Source organism: Bacillus sp. FJAT-49711, from assembly GCF_018343715.1.
In the GTDB taxonomy this organism is placed as follows: domain Bacteria; phylum Bacillota; class Bacilli; order Bacillales; family Bacillaceae_C; genus Lederbergia.
Genome location: NZ_JAGYPL010000001.1, coordinates 252,804 through 272,069 on the forward strand (window position 1 = coordinate 252,804; position 19,266 = coordinate 272,069).

General features: G+C 37.2%; 16 protein-coding genes. 14 read left to right on the forward strand and 2 right to left on the reverse strand.

Annotated elements, in window-relative coordinates:
• Positions 1-178: 178 nt before the first annotated feature.
• On the forward strand, positions 179-1,327 hold the full coding sequence (dgoD, locus tag KHA96_RS01285) for a galactonate dehydratase (protein WP_213127490.1): 1,149 nt from the start codon (positions 179-181) through the stop codon (positions 1,325-1,327).
• Positions 1,321-1,971 (forward strand): bifunctional 4-hydroxy-2-oxoglutarate aldolase/2-dehydro-3-deoxy-phosphogluconate aldolase, encoded by a 651-nt coding sequence (locus KHA96_RS01290; RefSeq protein ID WP_213127491.1) that lies wholly within the window; start codon positions 1,321-1,323, stop codon positions 1,969-1,971. The genes dgoD and KHA96_RS01290 overlap by 7 nt, the downstream gene beginning before the upstream one ends.
• Before the next feature lie 46 nt (positions 1,972-2,017).
• Here KHA96_RS01290 and KHA96_RS01295 read toward each other — a convergent pair whose 3' ends face one another.
• The gene (locus KHA96_RS01295; protein ID WP_213127492.1) at positions 2,018-3,004 is read right to left on the reverse strand and encodes a LacI family DNA-binding transcriptional regulator; all 987 of its coding nucleotides are present in this window, start codon (positions 3,002-3,004) and stop codon (positions 2,018-2,020) included.
• A 434-nt stretch (positions 3,005-3,438) separates the two neighbouring features.
• Between KHA96_RS01295 and KHA96_RS01300 the strand changes: the two genes are divergently transcribed.
• The 4 genes from KHA96_RS01300 to KHA96_RS01315 all read left to right on the forward strand — a co-directional run bounded on the left by KHA96_RS01300 (position 3,439) and on the right by KHA96_RS01315 (position 7,982).
• Positions 3,439-4,206 (forward strand): sugar phosphate isomerase/epimerase family protein, encoded by a 768-nt coding sequence (locus KHA96_RS01300; protein ID WP_213127493.1) that lies wholly within the window; start codon positions 3,439-3,441, stop codon positions 4,204-4,206.
• A 276-nt stretch (positions 4,207-4,482) separates the two neighbouring features.
• Positions 4,483-5,346 carry an ABC transporter permease gene (locus KHA96_RS01305; protein WP_249315329.1) on the forward strand — a complete coding sequence of 288 codons (864 nt, stop codon included), beginning with the start codon at positions 4,483-4,485 and terminating at the stop codon, positions 5,344-5,346.
• 25 nt (positions 5,347-5,371) lie between these two features.
• On the forward strand, positions 5,372-6,268 hold the full coding sequence (locus KHA96_RS01310) for a carbohydrate ABC transporter permease (protein WP_213127495.1): 897 nt from the start codon (positions 5,372-5,374) through the stop codon (positions 6,266-6,268).
• Positions 6,269-6,332: 64 nt separating this feature from the next.
• Positions 6,333-7,982 (forward strand): extracellular solute-binding protein, encoded by a 1,650-nt coding sequence (locus KHA96_RS01315; protein WP_213127496.1) that lies wholly within the window; start codon positions 6,333-6,335, stop codon positions 7,980-7,982.
• Between the two features lie 43 nt (positions 7,983-8,025).
• On the opposite strand, the gene KHA96_RS01320 is transcribed toward KHA96_RS01315, so the two are convergent.
• Positions 8,026-8,853 (reverse strand): sugar phosphate isomerase/epimerase family protein, encoded by an 828-nt coding sequence (locus KHA96_RS01320; protein WP_213127497.1) that lies wholly within the window; start codon positions 8,851-8,853, stop codon positions 8,026-8,028.
• 166 nt (positions 8,854-9,019) lie between these two features.
• On the opposite strand from KHA96_RS01320, the gene KHA96_RS01325 reads away from it, so the two are divergent.
• The 8 genes from KHA96_RS01325 to KHA96_RS01360 all read left to right on the forward strand — a co-directional run bounded on the left by KHA96_RS01325 (position 9,020) and on the right by KHA96_RS01360 (position 19,265).
• On the forward strand, positions 9,020-10,084 hold the full coding sequence (locus KHA96_RS01325; protein ID WP_213127498.1) for an undecaprenyldiphospho-muramoylpentapeptide beta-N-acetylglucosaminyltransferase: 1,065 nt from the start codon (positions 9,020-9,022) through the stop codon (positions 10,082-10,084).
• A 1-nt stretch (position 10,085) separates the two neighbouring features.
• Positions 10,086-12,452: an alpha-L-rhamnosidase-related protein gene (locus KHA96_RS01330; protein WP_213127499.1), complete on the forward strand. Its 2,367-nt coding sequence runs from the start codon at positions 10,086-10,088 to the stop codon at positions 12,450-12,452.
• Positions 12,452-13,648, forward strand: a complete 1,197-nt coding sequence (locus tag KHA96_RS01335; RefSeq protein WP_213127500.1) for a Gfo/Idh/MocA family protein — start codon at positions 12,452-12,454, stop codon at positions 13,646-13,648. The genes KHA96_RS01330 and KHA96_RS01335 overlap by 1 nt, the downstream gene beginning before the upstream one ends.
• A gap of 54 nt (positions 13,649-13,702) precedes the next feature.
• Entirely contained in the window at positions 13,703-14,461 is a 759-nt protein-coding gene (locus KHA96_RS01340) for a phytanoyl-CoA dioxygenase family protein (RefSeq protein WP_213127501.1), read from the forward strand.
• A 109-nt stretch (positions 14,462-14,570) separates the two neighbouring features.
• Positions 14,571-15,395 (forward strand): sugar phosphate isomerase/epimerase family protein, encoded by an 825-nt coding sequence (locus KHA96_RS01345; RefSeq protein WP_213127502.1) that lies wholly within the window; start codon positions 14,571-14,573, stop codon positions 15,393-15,395.
• 939 nt (positions 15,396-16,334) lie between these two features.
• Positions 16,335-17,135 (forward strand): sugar phosphate isomerase/epimerase family protein, encoded by an 801-nt coding sequence (locus KHA96_RS01350; protein ID WP_213127503.1) that lies wholly within the window; start codon positions 16,335-16,337, stop codon positions 17,133-17,135.
• Positions 17,136-17,138: 3 nt separating this feature from the next.
• Complete coding sequence (locus KHA96_RS01355) at positions 17,139-18,119, forward strand: sugar kinase (protein WP_213127504.1); 981 nt, start codon at positions 17,139-17,141, stop codon at positions 18,117-18,119.
• A gap of 90 nt (positions 18,120-18,209) precedes the next feature.
• On the forward strand, positions 18,210-19,265 hold the full coding sequence (locus KHA96_RS01360) for a lactonase family protein (protein WP_213127505.1): 1,056 nt from the start codon (positions 18,210-18,212) through the stop codon (positions 19,263-19,265).
• Position 19,266 lies beyond the last annotated feature (1 nt).

Below are 19,266 nucleotides of genomic sequence, written 5' to 3' on the forward strand. Positions count from 1 at the left end.
GAAACTTTATTGATATAGGAAAACTCGAGCTCCCGAGGAAAATGGACTGCTGGTGCACCAACGGAAACCAAGCGCTTAGATGAGATCAACTACAAGTTAACTAAGATTACATAAAGAGGAGGCAGTGGCTTCGGTCGTCGTCTCTTCTTTTACACTTTGAGATTAAAGGGGAAAAAAGATGAAGATTACTAGTTTTGAACTATTTCAAGTACCTCCGAGATGGCTCTTTCTTAAGGTCGAAACGGATGAAGGGATTGTAGGTTGGGGTGAACCGATCGTTGAAGGAAGAGCGGCTACGGTTAAAACGTGTGTTGAAGAATTAATGGCCTATTTGATCGGGAAAGACCCCCTGCGAATAGAAGATCATTGGAATGTCATGTATAGATCAGGATTTTACCGTGGCGGTCCAATCCTTATGAGTGCAATAGCAGGAATTGATCAGGCTCTTTGGGATATTAAAGGCAAGTTTCTGCAAACTCCTATATATCAACTACTGGGAGGAGCTTGTCGGGAATCAATTCGAGTCTATTCGTGGATAGGAGGGGATAGACCAGTTGATGTTGGATTGGCTGCAAAAGCAGCTGTTGAAAATGGTTTTACAGCTGTAAAAATGAATGGTACAGAGGAATTGCAATATATTGATTCCTATCAAAAAATTGACGAGGCCATTGAAAGAATAGCAGCTGTACGTGAAGCTGCTGGCGATTATTTAGGGATTGGAATTGATTTTCATGGTCGAGTACATAAACCAATGGCAAAAATATTGGCAAAAGAATTAGAGCCTTTTCGTCCAATGTTTATTGAAGAACCGGTACTGCCTGAAAATAATGAAGCACTTAAAGAAATTGCTAGTTCTACAAATATTCCAATCGCAACAGGTGAAAGGATGTTTTCACGTTGGGACTTCAAGACGTTATTCCATGATGGATATGTAGATATTATTCAACCAGATCTTTCACATGCAGGTGGAATAACAGAATGCAAGAAAATCTTTTCTATGGCAGAAGCCTATGATGTGGCCGTTGCCCCACATTGTCCACTTGGCCCTATTGCATTAGCAGCCTGTTTACAAGTAGATGCCACAGCACATAATGCGGTTATTCAAGAGCAAAGCTTAGGAATTCATTATAATCAAGGAAATGATTTACTCGATTATTTAAAGGATGCTTCCGTATTTTCATATAGCGAAGGCAATGTTGCTATTCCACAAGGCCCGGGTCTTGGAATTGAGATCGATGAGCAGTTTGTTCGGAAAATGGCAGAAGTAGGACATGATTGGAAAAATCCTGTTTGGCGTCATCAAGATGGTAGTGTAGCAGAATGGTAGAGCATTCAGTAAATATAATAAAAAGGTTAGAAAAAGAGAAAATAATTGTCATTATAAGAGGGATCAATCAAAAGGACAGCATCCCAATAGCTGAAGCGCTAGTTGAAGGAGGCATTCGCTTTATAGAGGTTACGATGAATACAAAGGGAGCATTAGAGATTATTAAAGAATGGCGGGACCACTTTAAGCATGACGATGTTTTTATTGGTGCCGGAACAGTATTAAATATAGAAATGGCTTCCTCGGCGATTGATGCAGGTGCTCAATATATTGTAACTCCTAATTTAGATGAGGAGGTTGTCGAGCTGGCTTGCAGGGAAGGGATAGAAATATTTCCCGGTGTGATGACCCCCACGGAAATAATGAAAGCAATAAAAGCGGGAGCAAAAGCAGTTAAATTATTTCCAATGGGTGAACTTGGTCTAAACTATTTAAAGGAAATTAAAGCACCATTATCTGATGTGAAGATGATCGCAACAGGCGGAGTAGATGTGGGCAATATTCAAGACTATTTAAAAAATGGTGTTATTGCAGTAGGTATTGGAAGTAATATTATTAATAAGGACATGATTGAGAAAAAGAATTTTAAAGGTTTGACTGATTTAGCCAAGAGATTCATAAATTTATCAAACAGAATAGAGTAGTAGAAAAAGATGGACAAGGTCTAGAACACTTCCCTTGTCCATCTTTTTAAGTGAATACTTCATTTTTTGCATTTTGAACCGATTCGCCTTTAATAAGTGAAACTTGAATTATATCATTTGAAACTTCTTGATTAGAAAGCAATTTTAATAAATTACTAGCGGCTAATGCTCCCCATTTACGCTTGGAATAATCTATCGTAGCTAATTTTGGAGTAACATATTGAGATAGCTCGGTATGATCAAACCCTATAATATGAATATGTTTACCTACACGATAATTCGTATTTGAGAGATAATCATACATTCCTATAGCCATCATGTCATTTAAACAAAAAACAGCAGCTGGTCCACTGTATTCCTGAATTATTTTTTTCGCAGCGATTTCCCCAGACTGTTTATCAAAAAATCCTTCAATTTCTTCATATTCAATATCTTTATAGTGTTTAATTGCCTTTCTTACAGCTAATAGGCGTTCATTAGCATCATAAGCATCAGCATGACCTTTTACTATATAGATCTTTTTGTGTCCTTTAGCAAGTAAATGGTCAATAGCCAATTTAGCTCCACCTTGATTATCAAGTAAAATTTGATTGATATTTGGATGATCTATTTTTCTATCCATGACGACTATTTTATGTCCCGTATTGGCATTCTTTATCAATTCTTCACTAGAAAAACCAGCATCTAGTATAATAGCACCATCTATAACCTGTTCCGGCAAAAAGCGATGTGAATTTTCACCGTAGCATACAATTACCTCATAATCAGTTTCTGCAAGTGTTTCATAGATGCCTTGTAAAATTGGCCCAAAAAAACTACCGCTATAATCAAGAATAAAAAAGATGCCTATAATTTTCGTTTCTTGCTTTTTTAATGATCGTGCTGCTGCATTCGGGACATAATTTAATTCATTTGCAATCTCCAGGATCCTTTTTCGTGTAGATTCTGGTATTTTAGGACTAGCATTTAATGCGTAAGAAACCGTTGCGATTGAGACCCCCGCTTTTTTAGCAATATCCTTCATACTTACCATGAATTCACCTCCAAGAATGACACCGCTTTCATGTCTTTCACTATTTTACTATAATATAAGAAAAAAGTTAATCGTTTAAAAAAATATTTTTTAATTGTTGATTCATGTCGAAATATCTGTATAATTCTATGTATATCTTAATGATTTTGATAAAAAAGACAACAAACTGCAAAAATGTGTTGAAAGATAGAAAAAAATGAGATACAATTACATCAGTTGAAACGATTAACTTAAATAAACGTAGGGAAAATGAAAACGTTTAATAGACAATTTTTTCAACTCTATATCAATGCAGATATTAACAAAAGGAGAGATACAGTTTACATATCTATCGTTTATAAGTATTTTAAAATAGTAAATCTTCTTTTAATATTCCTAGACTTACAGGAATAGAAAATCTGCATTTTTACAAACAAACGAAATGGGGATGTAAAATGACAACGATTCCAGTAGCAATTCAAATGTACACTTTGCGTGAAGAAAGTGCTCAAGATTTTGCTGGTACTTTAAAAAAAGTTGCTGAGCTTGGCTTCGATGGTGTTGAATTTGCTGGGTATGGTGGCCTGGAAGTGCAAGAAGTAAAAGCATTACTTGATGAATATGGTCTTAAAGCCGCATCAAGCCACGTTTCACTTGACGCATTAGAAAGCGATTTAGCAAAAGTAATCGAAGAACAAAAAGTACTCGGCAGTAGCTATATTGTATGCCCTTTCCTGATGCCAGATCAAAGAAGTGAAGAAGATTATAAGAAACTTATTGCGTTTTTAGAAAAAGCTGGTGAAGAATGCCGTCAAGAAGGTATAACGCTTTGCTATCATAACCATGATTTTGAACTTGATCGTTTATCAGATGGCAGAACTGCCCTTGAAAGTATTTTTGATGATGTAAGTCCAGAAAATTTAAAAACAGAATTTGATATATATTGGCTAACAAGAGCCGGCGAAAATCCGGTTGAATGGATAAAGAAATATCCTAATAGAACACCACTAGTTCATTTAAAAGATATGACCACTGATGATGAAAAGTTTTTTGCAGAACTTGGTACAGGTGGAGTCGATATTGAAGCAGTATTAAATATCGGGGACGAAGCCAACGTTCAATGGTGGATCGTAGAGCAAGATGCAAGTCGAAAAACACCATTAGAAAGTATAGAAATTAGCATTAATTACTTGAAAGAAAAATTGCCATATTTAGCTAAGTAATTTTTTCAAGGAGAGGGTTTATCTCTCTCCTTCCAATTTCAGTAGTCTTGATAACGCTTAATAAGGGATAAATTGGTGCAGCATGAATCATATGGATAAGATAATAAAAATTTCCAGTGAAAAAATATATTAAAACTTATAGCTCACCATTTTAATAAATACAAAGGGAAACAGGGGGGGCATATGGAAAAGGCAGTTGCAAATAAAGATATCGTAATCGTGCCAAAAAAGAAATCAATTTTCTTTAGACTAGCACATCAGTGGGAACTCCAATTAATGGTTATTCCTGCCGTAATCTTCATTTTTATCTTTAGCTATATTCCGATGTACGGAATCGTTATGGCGTTCAAGGATTACAACATTTTTAAGGGGATCGCGGAAAGTCCTTGGGCTGGTTTTAAACATTTTAATATGTTTTTTAACGCCCCTGAATTTACACAAGTAATGAGAAATACGCTTGTCATTAGTTTTCTGAAATTCTTTATTGGATTTCCGGCACCGATCATTTTAGCTTTAATGCTGAATGAAATAAGGAATATGTTTTTTAAACGCATTGTGCAAACCGTGAGTTATTTACCTCACTTCATATCTTGGGTTATTGTGTCAGGATTCGTCATGTCACTATTATCCACAGATAACGGAAGCTTAAACATTGCTATGGAAAAGATTGGAGCTATTGATGAACCAATTAGTTTCCTAAGCATCCCGCAATATTTTTGGACGATTTTAGTTACGACGAATGTATGGAAAGAAATTGGTTTTGGTTCTATTGTATATTTGGCCGCTATTGCAGGTGTTGATACTCAGCTTTATGAAGCGGCTGCACTTGACGGTGCAAATCGATTCAAACAAATGTATTTGATTACGATTCCTTCCATCTTGCCAGTCATCCTTATTTTCATGATTTTAGCGATTGGAAACTTATTGAATGCTGGTTTTGAGGATATTCTCCTTTTAGGCTCTAACCCTGTTGTGAGGGATGTAGCGGATGTCTTGGATACGTACGTATACCGACGAGGTATTCAGCACTCACTATTTTCTTATGCAACTGCTGTAGGTTTATTTAAAGCCATCATCAGTGTAGGCTTGCTCACATTGGCAAACTTCTTGTCAAGAAGAGCAGGATCTAGCTTGTGGTAAAAAAAGGGGAAAAGGAGGATTCCATATGTTAAAAATGACAACAGGCGATCGAGTCATGTCGATTACCATTTACATCATGCTTACAATATTAGCTTTTGTCACCTTTTATCCATTCTGGAACGCATTAGTTATCTCGTTTAACAGCGGAATCGATACGATGAAAGGCGGAGTCACCTTTTGGCCAAGGGAATTCTCTCTAGACAATTATGAAATCGTCTTCCAGGATTCTCGTATCCTAAACGGATTTTTTATCTCTATTCTTCGTACCATTATCGGAACGGCGACAGCCGTTATGTTTACAGCTATTTTTGCGTATGGGATGTCGAGAAAAGAACTAATTGGCCGTGACTACTACATGATTTTCTGTGTCATCACGATGTTTTTCAGTGGTGGTTTGATTCCTACCTTCTTATTGATTAGAGGATTAGGATTATTCAATACATTTTGGGTTATGATCATTCCAGGCTTAGTAAGTGTATGGAATATGATCATTTTCCGTACCTTCTTCCAAGGCTTGCCAGCAGGACTGGAAGAATCCGCGAGAGTGGATGGATGTGGATATTGGGGAACGTTTTTCCGAATCATCCTGCCGCTATCGGGCCCAGTTATCGCAACCTTATCGTTATTTACAGCTGTTTATCATTGGAATGACTGGTTTTCTCCGAGCATCTATATCTCAGATCAAAAACTATTGCCTATCCAAACGATGCTGCAGCAAATCCTTAGCTCTAACATTATGACGGAGCAAATGGCGCAGGCTGATTCAACAGCTGCCGCGCATATGCAAAAATTAAAATCAGTTTCAACAAAATCCCTATCGATGGCGACAATGATGGTCGCAACGATCCCAATCATCTGTGTATACCCATTCGTTCAAAAGTATTTCGTTAAAGGGGTATTGGTTGGTTCTTTGAAAGGGTAATTAACTTGGTTTAAGGCGCAAGCTTTAAATATATATATATAAATTGTTTAAGGGGGAAAAAGAAATGAGAAACAAGATGAAGGTTTTATCTTTATCTTTAGTTGCTCTACTTATGGCATTTGGTGTTTTGTCCGGCTGTGGCAAGGACAGTGCCAGTGGAGATAAAGGTGGAACTAAAGATTCCGGCAGTAAAGGCGAAGGCTTTGTTCTTGGTGAGGACGAGCTAGAATATACAATGTATGGCCACTATGACTGGTATACAATGCCAAGTTGGGGCGAAGATGAAGCATCAAAATGGGTTAAAGAAAACATGAAAGTTAATGTAAAAGCAATCAGTTCTGGTGGTAATGCTGCACAAAAATTCAACACAATGATCGTTGGTAACGACCTGCCAGATGTAATGTGGTTAGATCGTAATGCAGACTTAGACAGACTTCGTGAAGCGGATATGCTCGTTCCACTTGATGAATATATTGAAAAATATCCACACATCAAGGAATGGGTTGGCGAGTCAACTCTTAACATGCTTCGCGCAGAAGATGGACATATTTACGCAATTCCTAACTGGTATACAATGCAACCAAATGGTAACTCTGGGTATGTCGTAAATGAAAAAATTTATAAAGAATTAGGTTCACCAAAACTAGAAACAACTGATGATCTTTATGCTTATTTGAAACAAGTTAAAGAAAAATATCCAGATGTAGTACCTTTTGAAGCTGGACAAGGTGGCGGACTTGACGTTCTATATTCTGCATTTGGAGAAGAACATCCAAATATGTTCATGAGCAATCACTTTGTACCAAATGGCGATAAATTGTCTTCTATCTTTACAGATCCTGTATTCAGAGAAGCAATGGTTTATATGAATAAGCTTTATAGTGAAAGATTAATTTCACAAGATACATTGACTCAAACAGCTGAACAATCGAAAGAAAAAATTGTTTCTGGTAGATTCGCAGTATTTGCAGAAAGCTCTCCTACTGAATCTGCAAACTTGGCAGATACTCAATTAAAAGCTGAAGATCCAGATGCAGGGCTTAAAATGATCTGGCCAATCCATAAAGACGGTTTGGACAAAGAAAAAATCACTCCAGGAACATGGAGCCAGCTTGGCTGGAACGTAAATGTTATTACAAAAGCAGCTAAAAACCCAGAAGCTATCTTCGCTTTCTATGATTGGATGGTTGGTCCAAAAGGGCAAAGCACTATATTCTGGGGTCCAGAAGGTCTGTATTGGGATGGAACTCATGCAGTTGAAGGCGTAGATGAAGCACCAGTATTTACAGAAAAATACACTACTGATGTTGAAAATCGTGATAAATTGATGAACGTTACGAATAGTCTTCAATGGGTAGGTAACACTGTTTTTCTTGATAAATCAAAAACAGCTTATGAAATGACATTGCCAGAAGATCAACAAAACTGGGCAACTAAATATCAAATGAGCATTACTTGGAAGACTCAATTGAATTCAACGGAATTCCAAAATCTATCTCCACTTCCAGAATCTGAAGAGGGAATGGCTGAACAACGTGTGAATGAAATTTATGATGAAGCAAGAGCAAAAGCACTTCATGCGAAGAGTGAAGATGAAGTTCTAAAAATTCTTGACCAAGCAGAAAAAGATGCTCAAACTGTAGGTTATGATAAATTACTTGAGTTCAAGACTCAAAAATGGCAAGATAACAAAGCAAAAATGGCTGGAAATTAATTAGCCAAATAACGGTCTCATCCAATCGATGAGACCGTTGTTTTTATAAATAGGAATCTACTACTTTTCTAACTCTCTCAATTCCTTCCCACATATCTCCAGGACCGTCATATATTAAATTAATCGGTCCATTGTAGTTGGCTGCAACTAACTGATCTAAACATCTACGGAATTCCTCTTCATCAGGAATACCATCTGAATCCATATCTGGCTTTGCGTGAACAGATTGGCTAAAAGGTAGTATCTTTTCTATCTCCTCATATTTATTTTCACCTTTAAAGTTGCCAAAATCAGCGATAAGGCCCAATTCTTCATTACAATTATTAACTAATCGAATACAATTGTCCGCGGTCGCAGTGAGCGAATGAAAATTTTCAGTAATAATTCGCACTCCTAGATTATTAGCGTATTTTATAAGATCGTTTAAAACTTCTGATGAACGTACTAATGCTGCCTCATTTTCTGGGGAAGCATCACCCGCTATAATCCGAATTTGTTTTGCTCCGCATTCACTCGCTATGTCAATCCAATTTTTTATTAAACTAATATCAGCATGTCTTCGGATTTCATCATCAGTTGTAATATCTCCATAATCTAATAATAAAGTATTAAACATGATATTCGCTTCCTCGCAAGCTGATTTCAGTTTTTTTAAGTAATCTGAATCAGTAGAAGGAAAATTGAAATGGCATATTTCAATTGCCCTATACCCTTTTGATGAGAGAATTGCTGGCAACTCAAGAAGAGTAATCGTTTCAGGTTGAGGCTCAGCTCGAATGGAATGTTTATTTTGATCTTCGTCCCAGATAGTCCAGTTCAAGGGACCGAGATTCCGATGCAAGCTCCAAGTGCTTAATGATAAATATGACATAAAGACCACTCCTTAATGAAAAATCAAATAATCAACTTACTATCATTATTCTACTATTTTTTTAAAATTCCTTTTTAAAGTCAAAATTAATATTTTAATTATTAGCAACTAACGACATAAATACCATATAATAATGTTGAAATCGTCGTAATTTTCAGGAGGCTTTATGAAAAAAAAGAGAATTGTCTTTACTGGCGGGGGATCAGCTGGACATGTAACACCCAATATCGCTATTATTCGGGAATTACATAAAGAGGAATGGGATATTTTTTATATAGGATCAAAAAAAGGGATTGAAAAGGACTTAGTCGAAAAAATACATATACCCTATTATGCTATTAGTAGTGGAAAGTTGAGAAGATATATAAATTTTGAAAATGTCATTGATGTATTTAGAGTGCTTAAAGGATGTTTAGAAGCAAAGAAAATCTTGCAAAAGATAAAGCCGCATATTGTTTTCTCAAAAGGTGGATTTGTTTCTGTCCCTGTTATCGTGGCAGCTAGACTATTAAAAATTCCTATATTTATTCATGAAAGTGATTTAACACCGGGACTTGCGAATAAAATTTCGAAAAAATTTGCAACTAGGATTTTTACTTCTTTTGAAGAAACGGTAAAATATTTTCCTGAAAATAAAACAACATATATTGGATCACCTATTAGAGGGGAAATTTTTCAAGGAAATGCTAAGAAAGGAACGGAATATCTTAATTTTAATAGCAATCTCCCGATCTTGACGATTATGGGTGGTAGCTTAGGTGCAAAAAAAATTAATGAAACGGTTCGCGATGTAATCAAGCAACTGACAAAGAAATATCAAGTGGTGCATATTTGCGGTAAAAATAATATTGATCACGATATGTATAACATCCGGGGATATAAGCAATTTGAATACATACATGATGAACTCGCGGATATTTTGGCTGCGACGACTATTGTGGTTACACGTGGAGGTTCAAACTCTATTTTTGAGTTTCTCGCACTAAAAATACCAATGATCATCATACCGTTAACCTTACAACAAAGTAGAGGCGATCAAATATTAAATGCAAAATTGTTTGCGGAAAAAGGTTTTTCCGTAACATTAGAAGAAGAACTGCTTACTTCAAAAGCATTAATGGCCAATTTAGAACTGGTTTTTGATAAAAGAAAAGAAATGCAATCAGCGATGAATTTGTATTCAAAAAAAGATGCTTTATCATTCTTACTTAATGAAATAGGGAGAGTATAAAATGGAAGAAAATAAGAAATGGCTGGCGAAGTGGATTTGGTCAAAAAATATATCCATTGATGTTCATGAAATTGTTTATTTTAGAAGAACGTTTCATGTAGAGGATAAGAATTGTCAATTAGTCGTTAATGTAAGTGCTGACAGCAGATATCGTCTATTTCTTAACGGTCAGTCCATTTGTGTTGGGCCTCTAAAAGGGGATAGTCGCACTCATTATTATGAAACTGTTAATCTTTCACCATACTTAAAACTAGGGAAAAATGTATTGGCAGCTAAAGTCGTTCATTATTCCTCTCATAGTTCAGAGCCGAGTCCGGAATCAATTTGGCATTCACCAAAAGGCGGTTTCCTTTTGGAGGGGAGTTTACAAACTGCTAGTGGAAATATAGCCGAAACGCTTGATACAAATAATAAATGGAAATGTTTCGTAGATCATGCAATTCATTATGAAGCTGAATCATGGATTTCATCTATATGGCTAGGTGGAGTAGAAAGAGTAGAGGGAGCTAAACTTCCTCATGGATGGGAATTAGTTGAATACAGTGACGATCATTGGAAAGAGGCAGTTCCGTTTCTTGAACCCCAACTAGATCATGGGCTGCTGACACCCTGGCAATTAACGCGACGAACGATTCCTTTTTTATATGAAGAGGAAAAATTATTTACAAAAATCATGCGTATTCAGGAAGATGATATTTCTTCAAGAAACATTTTCACTAAAACTATTGCACAAGGAACTCAATTTATTGTTGAACTTGATGCGGGCGAGCTGACAACTGGTTACTTGAATATTAAGGTTTCAGGAGGAAAAGGTGCAAAAATTAGTATTTTGCCTTCTGAATGTTACGAAAAAGAAGATCCAAAAACCGGGAGACGAATAAAAGGGATAAGGGATGAAATATCAGAAGGAAGCAAGTTGTTAGGCGATTCTGATATATATATCGTAGGAGGATACGGAACGCCGGAGACACTAGAGGTTTATGAGCCATTTTGGTGGAGAACTTTTCGTTTTGTGAGACTGAAAATCGAAGTTAGTGATGAACCAATTACGATCCATTCTTTTACATATCGGGAAACAGGATATCCTTTAGAAGTAAAGACTAATTTTCAAAGTTCTGACGCCACGATGACGCCTTTATGGGATGTAAGTGTTCGAACATTAAAACGTTGTATGCATGAAACATATGAAGATTGTCCGTACTATGAGCAATTACAATATGCAATGGATACGAGGCTGCAAATTTTATTTACATATTCTATAAGCGGTGATGATCGTTTAGCACGTAAAGCGATATTCGATTACCATAGTTCACTATTGCCTTCGGGCATGTTACAAAGCAGATATCCATCCGTTTTGCCCCAGGTCATTCCAGGCTTTTCTATTTACTGGATTCTTATGGTGCATGACCATTATCAGTATTTTGGGGACGTTGATTTAGTGAAACGTTACCGGCCAACGGTTGATGCTGTCTTGGATTGGTTCGATAGAAAGATAGGAACTGATGGACTTGTTGATAATCTTACTAGTTCATATTGGAATTTTGTTGATTGGGTAGCAGAGTGGCATAATGGAATTCCAGGGGCGGTCTCGAAAGGGCCATTGACTATTTATAATTTAATGTATGCGGTTGCTTTACTGAGAGGGGCAGAATTAAATGAATGGACAGGACGCCCTGATGTTGCAAAGGAATATCGAGAACGAGCCGAAAAGCTAAAGAAGGCTATTCTTTCTTATTGTTGGTCCGAAAAAGAGGGGCTATTTCGTGATGGTCCAAATGTTGAAGAATATAGCCAACATGTCCAAATTTGGAGTGTTCTCTTAGGTGTAGTTGAAGGGGAAAAAGCAAAGGAAGTAATGGAAAAAGTACTCAAAGATCATACACTTTCCAAAGTTTCTTATGCTATGGCATTTTTCCTTTTTCGGGCATTATCTAAAACGGGACTGTATCTTCAATCCTTTGATCAATGGGATACTTGGCGTAATATGCTAAAGCTAAATTTGACCACTTGGGTCGAGGATCCCGTTGGCGAAAGAAGTGATTGTCATGCATGGGGTGCAGCGCCATTATATGAATTTACATCTGAAATACTAGGAGTGCAGCCAGATTTACCTGGATATGGGAGAATTTTGGTTCAACCTCAGCTTGGGAATCTTTCATATGCAAAAGGATCGGCAGCCACTCCACACGGCCTAGTTTATATAAATTGGGAGGTAGCCGGTGATGAATTTAAAATTAAGATTGATGGTCCCAAACATATCCCGCTGACATTAAAGTTACCAAATGGGGAAAATTTCTTTTATTCGAGCGCAAGTAATATTGATCATAAATGTTTGCTTAATTATTTTGATGAGGTGGAAAAGCAATAATGAAAAATGATGTAAAAGTTGTACTTGTTGGAATCGGTGGTTACGGAAATATGTACATTGACAAGTTTCTAGCTGACGGAGTGGAACTAAATGCCAGTATTGTGGGAATCGTGGATCCTAATCCTGAAAGAAGTAGGAATTATGGAAGAATAAAACAATTGAACATTCCTATCTTTTCAATGATAGAAGAATTTTACGCTAATAATAAAGCAGATCTTGCCGTCTTTTCAACTCCTATCCATCTGCATGCAACACAAGCTTGTTACGCACTTCTTAATGGCAGTAACATACTATGTGAAAAACCAATGTGTGCATCAATAGAAGAGGCCAAAAAGTTAATAGAAACGAGAAATCATACTGGGAAATTTGTGGCAATAGGGTTTAACTGGTCTTTTAGTCCATCTGTTCAAAACATGAAACAGGATATATTGGAGGGGACTTTTGGAAAACCTAAGCGACTTAAAACGATAGTAAATTGGCCGCGCGACGCTGCCTACTACAATCGGAATAATTGGGCGGGACGATTGTATAGTGATGATGGTGCTCCTATTTTGGACAGTGTCGCAAACAATGCAACCGCACATTATCTCCATCATATGTTTTATTTATTGGGTCCAACATCAGATGAAAGTGCTAGATTAAAAGATGTAACGTCGGAATTGTATCGAGCTAATCCAATTGAAAGCTTTGATACTTGTGCAGTGAAAGTGACAACAGAAGATGACGTGGAGATTCTTTATTATGCCACACACGCTGTTAAAGATTCATTTGGACCGCAATTTTACTATGAATTTGAGCAAGCGAACGTTTATAGATCAGAAGGTGAGAATGGCAATCAAGTGGTAGCACGATTTAAAGACGGAACAGAAAAAGTTTATCCTGACCCGGAAAAGGATCATTTGCATAAATTAATCATTTGTATTGAGGCAATAGTAAACGGCAGTCAAGATATTCATTGTGGACCAGAGGCAGCGACACCACATGTACAAGCAATCGCAGCAATGCATGAATCAGTCTCAAAAATTGCATTATTTCCAGAAAACCTTATCAAATTAGATAAAGATAGGGATGTGATTTGGGTAGAAGGATTAAGCGATACATTGATCGAATGTTATAAACAGTGGAAATTGCCAAGTGAAAGAAAGATACCGTGGGCAAAAGTTGGAAAAAGGATAGATGTAAGAAATATAGATTAGTAAGATGCACACATTTATTTCATCAATAAATTTGAAATAAGAGGAGGTTTTTTTATGCAAGCACCTGTAAAAGAAAATCGTCTAGCTCCACTTACTGAAGATCAAGTTTCTCAATACGAGAGAAATGGTTATTTAGTTCTAAAAAATGGTTGTAGCCAAGATTTAGTTGATGCTTACAACTCCTATATTTACACTATTCGTTCTGCTGAAAAGATAGAGGACTGGGCAAATCCTCATATTGGAAAAATTTTATCTGAGAAAGATCGTTTTTCTCTGCGCCTCTTTAATCCACATCTTCACGATGGATTTTCTTTGCAGCTGATGAAGCTTCCTATTGTACGTGGGACATTAGCACAACTACTCGGCGATGAAGCAGTAGGAGTACAAAGTATGTATTTCTATAAGTCTCCAGGCTCACCTGGCCAGGCGGCTCACCAAGATTATTATTATATCAATAATGAGCCAAATACTTTAACAGCAGCCTGGATTGCTATGGAGGATGTAGATGAAGAAAATGGATGTTTATGGGTAATTCCAGGCAGTCATAAAGACGGACTTCTACCTCATGGTAAAGTAAAAGATACGAGTGAGCATGAATCTTGGACAGATGAAACAGAAGGGGCGGATTTATCAAAACAAATCCCTGTCATCATGGAAAAAGGGGATATTGTGTTCTTTCATAATTTACTCATTCACTCTTCTGGGAAAAACCGGACTAGCGACAGATGGCGCCGCTCTTATGTGTGCCACTATATACGACATGATTCAGTGATAGAAAGAGAGGATTTAAAAAAGAAGATTTCATTGGAATAGCGTTATAGATAAGGTATTAGCGGCGGATTAATTCCGCCTTCCTTTTTTAAATGAAATAAATAGGAGTTTTAGAAAATAGGCACGTAATTATTTTTAAGGAGTTCACTAAATGTTCAATTACAGCTTAACCCAATGGATTTTCGGTAATGAAAGATTGGAAAAAAGTCTTAAAAGATTAAAAAAATATGAATATCAGGGAGTGGAGTTAGCAGGGGAACCGGATTTAATAAATGTGCACGAAACAAAGGAGCTTTTAAAGAAATATGGTATGGAGTGCAGTTCCATATGCGGTATTTACAATGAGGATAGAGATCTTTCCTCTTCGAACGAAGAAATTAGAAACAATGCAATCGATTATGTTAAAAAATGCATAGACATGGCAAAAGCATTAGGTGCTCGAATTGTTATTGTTGTTCCTACATATGTTGGTAAATTGAAGGCCGAAACAAATGAAGAATGGAACTATGCGATAGCTAGTGTTCGAGAATTGGGTGATTACGCCAATCAACATAATATTACTCTTGCAATAGAAGCCATTAATCGTTATGAAACTTATTTAGTTACGAATCTGCATACCGCAAAACGATTTATTGAAGAGGTGGCGTCAGAAAATGTGAAAATTATGGCCGATTTCTTTCATATGAATTTAGAAGAACGGAATATGAGTGAAGCTTTAACAAACATATTAGAGCATCTCGTTCATGTACATATTGCTGATAATACTAGGGAAGCTGCTGGTTTAGGACAAACTGATTTTGAACCAATTATGTCGTTTTTAAAGAATATGAATTATTCTGGTTACGTAAGTATGGAATTTCTGCCATCTGTATCGAATCCTTATATAGTGTCAGAACATCGTGGTGAATCAAGTGTATTCGATGATTATTCAAGACAATCAATCGATCATATAAAGGGTATCGTCAAAAATTTATAATAGAATCTCTGAATTACGAGGAGAAAATATGCTGAAAGACATGCCAAAAAAGCATCATATCTTTATTTTTTTAAGGTTCATTTGTATCCATTGTTGCTTACCAAGATAGTTATTGGTTGATTTTCGCTACAGTAGCTCGCTTTCCGCGGGGCTGGCGGTTTGTCTAGCAGCAGCGCCTAGCCTCTCGAGGTCATAAGTCATATTACTACGTAGCTAAAAGGCCGCCCACTGCGTAATTTGTCTTATGATTGTCGGGGCTCGTCAAGGCGCTTACGCATTTCCATGAGTCTCCTCGGCGTAAACGCCTGTGGGGTCTCGCCGATCCAACGCGACGGACAGGACGTCCTAGTATCGGCGTAAGCTACAGGACGTGTCCGTCTTTATCCGACTAGGAGTCTCGTACTTTTGCTACAGTCAACCTTCAACAGATTTTGTTTTGAAAGCCATAAACCCTTGGATAAAATCCTTTAAAAATATTTTGTCATTGAAGATGGACTATGACCTTTAAGGAGGAACAGTACTTCTTATTGAGGAGCATACCAAGCGCCAATGTGCTGACACATCACAGTAGCGGATGTAAGTATGTACCACATCTTAGTAGACTGATGCCGACTTGATTCCAATGAGCGAAAGAATATCTTAGTTGAATGGAGTGGAAGGCGGCGACTCCTAGGGGATAAGCATAAGGTGAGACCCCGCAGGGCGCGAAGCGACTGAGGAGGCTCATCGCACGCCCCCTGAAAGAGTCCGCCTGGAACGGAAATCATCGGTGACTGGCTCTCATGCTGTTTGTAGAATGGGCAATTTGCCTATAAAAAAGTAAACATCCCATCCCCCTATTAAATATGGAGGAGAAATCAAAAAATAGAACAAGAAAACCTTGTACTATGTAACTCGGTGAATGTAGAGAGTCTATTATTAAGGTCGGAGGAAAATAATATGAAATGGGCATTTATGACTGCAAATTTTGTAGCAAAGGAATTAAATTATCAAAATAGCGATGACTGGGGTAAATGCCATCAAGCAACATTTGAGGCGTTTCATGGACCACAATTTTCGTCAAAATTTGAAGAAATTATCTCGATGGCCAAGGAGATGGGGTTTGATGCAATCGAATTATGGGTGGCTCATCTAGATCCACTTTACGCTACTCCTGAAATGATTGAACAAGCCTTACATATATTAAAACAATATGATATGACTGTAGCTTCCTACACGGCAGGCTTTGCTTCCCCAGGAATTACAACAGAGGAAGCCGCGAAAATTTTTGCAACTTCAAAAGCCATTGGTACACCTGTTTTAGCCCAAGGATTTCATCCGGATAACGGTCCAGTCGTTATGCCGTTAGCAGAAAAATATGGAATCCGTGTGGGATTAGAAAATCACCCTGAAAAAACACCTCAAGAAGTAATAGACAAGGTAGAGCCATTCTCTCCGTGGATTGGCGCGGCAGTTGATACAGGCTTTTTTGGCACGCATGGGTACGATAACGTAAAAGCATTTCGAGAATTGAAGGACTATCTAGTCCATGTACATCTTAAAGACATTAAAGCGGCTGGTGCACATGAATCATGTACGCTCGGCGATGGAATTGTTAATATTAAAGATGTTCTTTCTGTATTAAAAGAAATCAATTATGAGGGAACTATTACAATCGAACATGAACCACACCATTATGACCCTACAGAAGATGTAAAAGAAAGTTTAAGAAGAGCAAAAGCTTGGTGGAAAGAGATTTAATAAATGACTTATTCAGAGGTGAAAAATATGGACAAGCGATTTCCTGAAGTCGTTACATTTGGAGAATCTATGGTTTTGATGACTCCCGTGAATACGAAAGGAATAGAATACAATAGTGAATTTGTCAAATCATTTGGAGGAGCAGAGAGTAATTTCGCGATTGCTGTTACTCGACTTGGACAAGAAGCAGGCTGGTTTAGCCGCCTAGGAAAGGATCCTTTTGGAAGAAATATTTTGAAAGGAGTAAGAGGGGAAGGAGTAGATGTTTCGAGAGTTGTTTTAACTGATGAGGCCCCGACTGGCTTTATGCTGCGAGAAAATGTCGCGGGGAAAACTTCGGTCTATTATTATAGAAGAGGATCGGCAGCAAGCAAGCTAAGCCCTGAGCATTTAGATGAAGACTATATTAAGAATGCAAAAATATTACATATTACAGGTATTACATGCGCTATAAGCCAATCTGCCCGAAATGCAGTATACGATGCAGTCCGAATAGCAAGGAAACACGGGGTGAAAATATGTTTTGACCCAAATCTTAGACTAAAGCTTTGGACAATCGAAGAAGCAAGGGAAGTTCTATTACCATTAGCTAATGAGGCAGATTATTTTTTACCGGGATTAGACGAACTTAAACAACTATATGAAATCAATGATTCAGAAGAAATTTTTTCAAAGCTAAAGGAATTAAAAGCAGTTTCAGTTGTAAAGGGAGGAAATGATGAAACGCTTTTAGTTGAAAATGGAGAAGTGACATCCTTCCCTTATATGCCTGTTGAGAAAGTCATAGACTCAGTTGGAGCGGGAGACGGCTTTTGTGCTGGATTTGTAGCTGGATTGTTAAAAGGATTCAGCCACCAAGAATCCATCCGTTTAGCTAATATGGTAGGTGCTCTTGTCATTCAAAGTGAGGGGGATTGGGAAGGTCTTCCTACTTGGGAAGAGGTCCGAGCTATATTAAATAAAGAAATTCACATTGAAAGGTGAATTTCTTTCACTAAAAAGAGGACTTTTCCTGTATAAATCGAATTAGTAAGTGTTACTTGTTTTAAAAAGTTATCATGGGGGTGAAAAAAATTGTTCGTCTATGTTGGTTCCTACACAAATAAAAGCCCAAATGGAATTAATATATTTACATTTAATGAAAGTGATGGATCCATAACCCATATAGACAGTGTCTGTGAAATCGAAAATCCCTCTTTTATTAGTATTGACGAAACGAATAACCACTTATTTGCTGTTAGTGAAACAGCTATGACAGATGGAAAAGAAGGCGGCCAGGTTTTTTCATATAAAATAGATGAAGAAACTGGGACGTTATCTTATTTAAGTGCACAGCTTACGAACGGTGGTGCACCATGTCACTTAAGTGTGGAAAATGGTGGGGAAAATGTATACGTAGTTAATTACAGTGGAGGAAACATTTGTCGCTTCTCTATCGATAAGGCTGGTCATATAAAATCTTTAGATGATATCGTTCAACATAAAGGAAATAGTATCCGTCCTGATCGACAGGAAGGGTCACATCCTCATTCAATAATATTGGATTCGTCTAATACGTTCGCTTATGTACCAGATCTCGGGTTGGATAAAGTGTTTATATACAAATTGGATCAAGTTAAACGTACATTTGTTGCATATAGGGAAATAAACGTACATCCAGGTGCAGGCCCAAGGCATATTGTTTTTCATTCCTTCCTTCCATATGCATATGTTATCAATGAACTTGATTGTACAATTTGTGTCTTTTCAGTTGAAAAAGATGGAACATTAACGACGCAACAGACCGTTCCAACTTTAATAGAAAATAACTTGCAAGAAGATAGTGGCGCCGATATACATATACATCCGAATGGGAAGTTTTTGTATGCTTCTAATAGAGGGAAGGATAGTATCACTATTTTCCAAATCAATCAACAAAACGGTTCTTTAACACGAATTGGATATTCATCAACATATGGAAAGACACCACGTAATTTTGCGATATCACCGAATGGAAAGTATTTGTTTGCTGCAAATCAAAACTCTGATTCTATTGTTTTATTTCGTATTGATGATAAAACTGGTCAACTAACAGAACCAATCAAGACGATACAAGTATCCGAACCAGTTTGTATAAAATTTTTAAAATAAT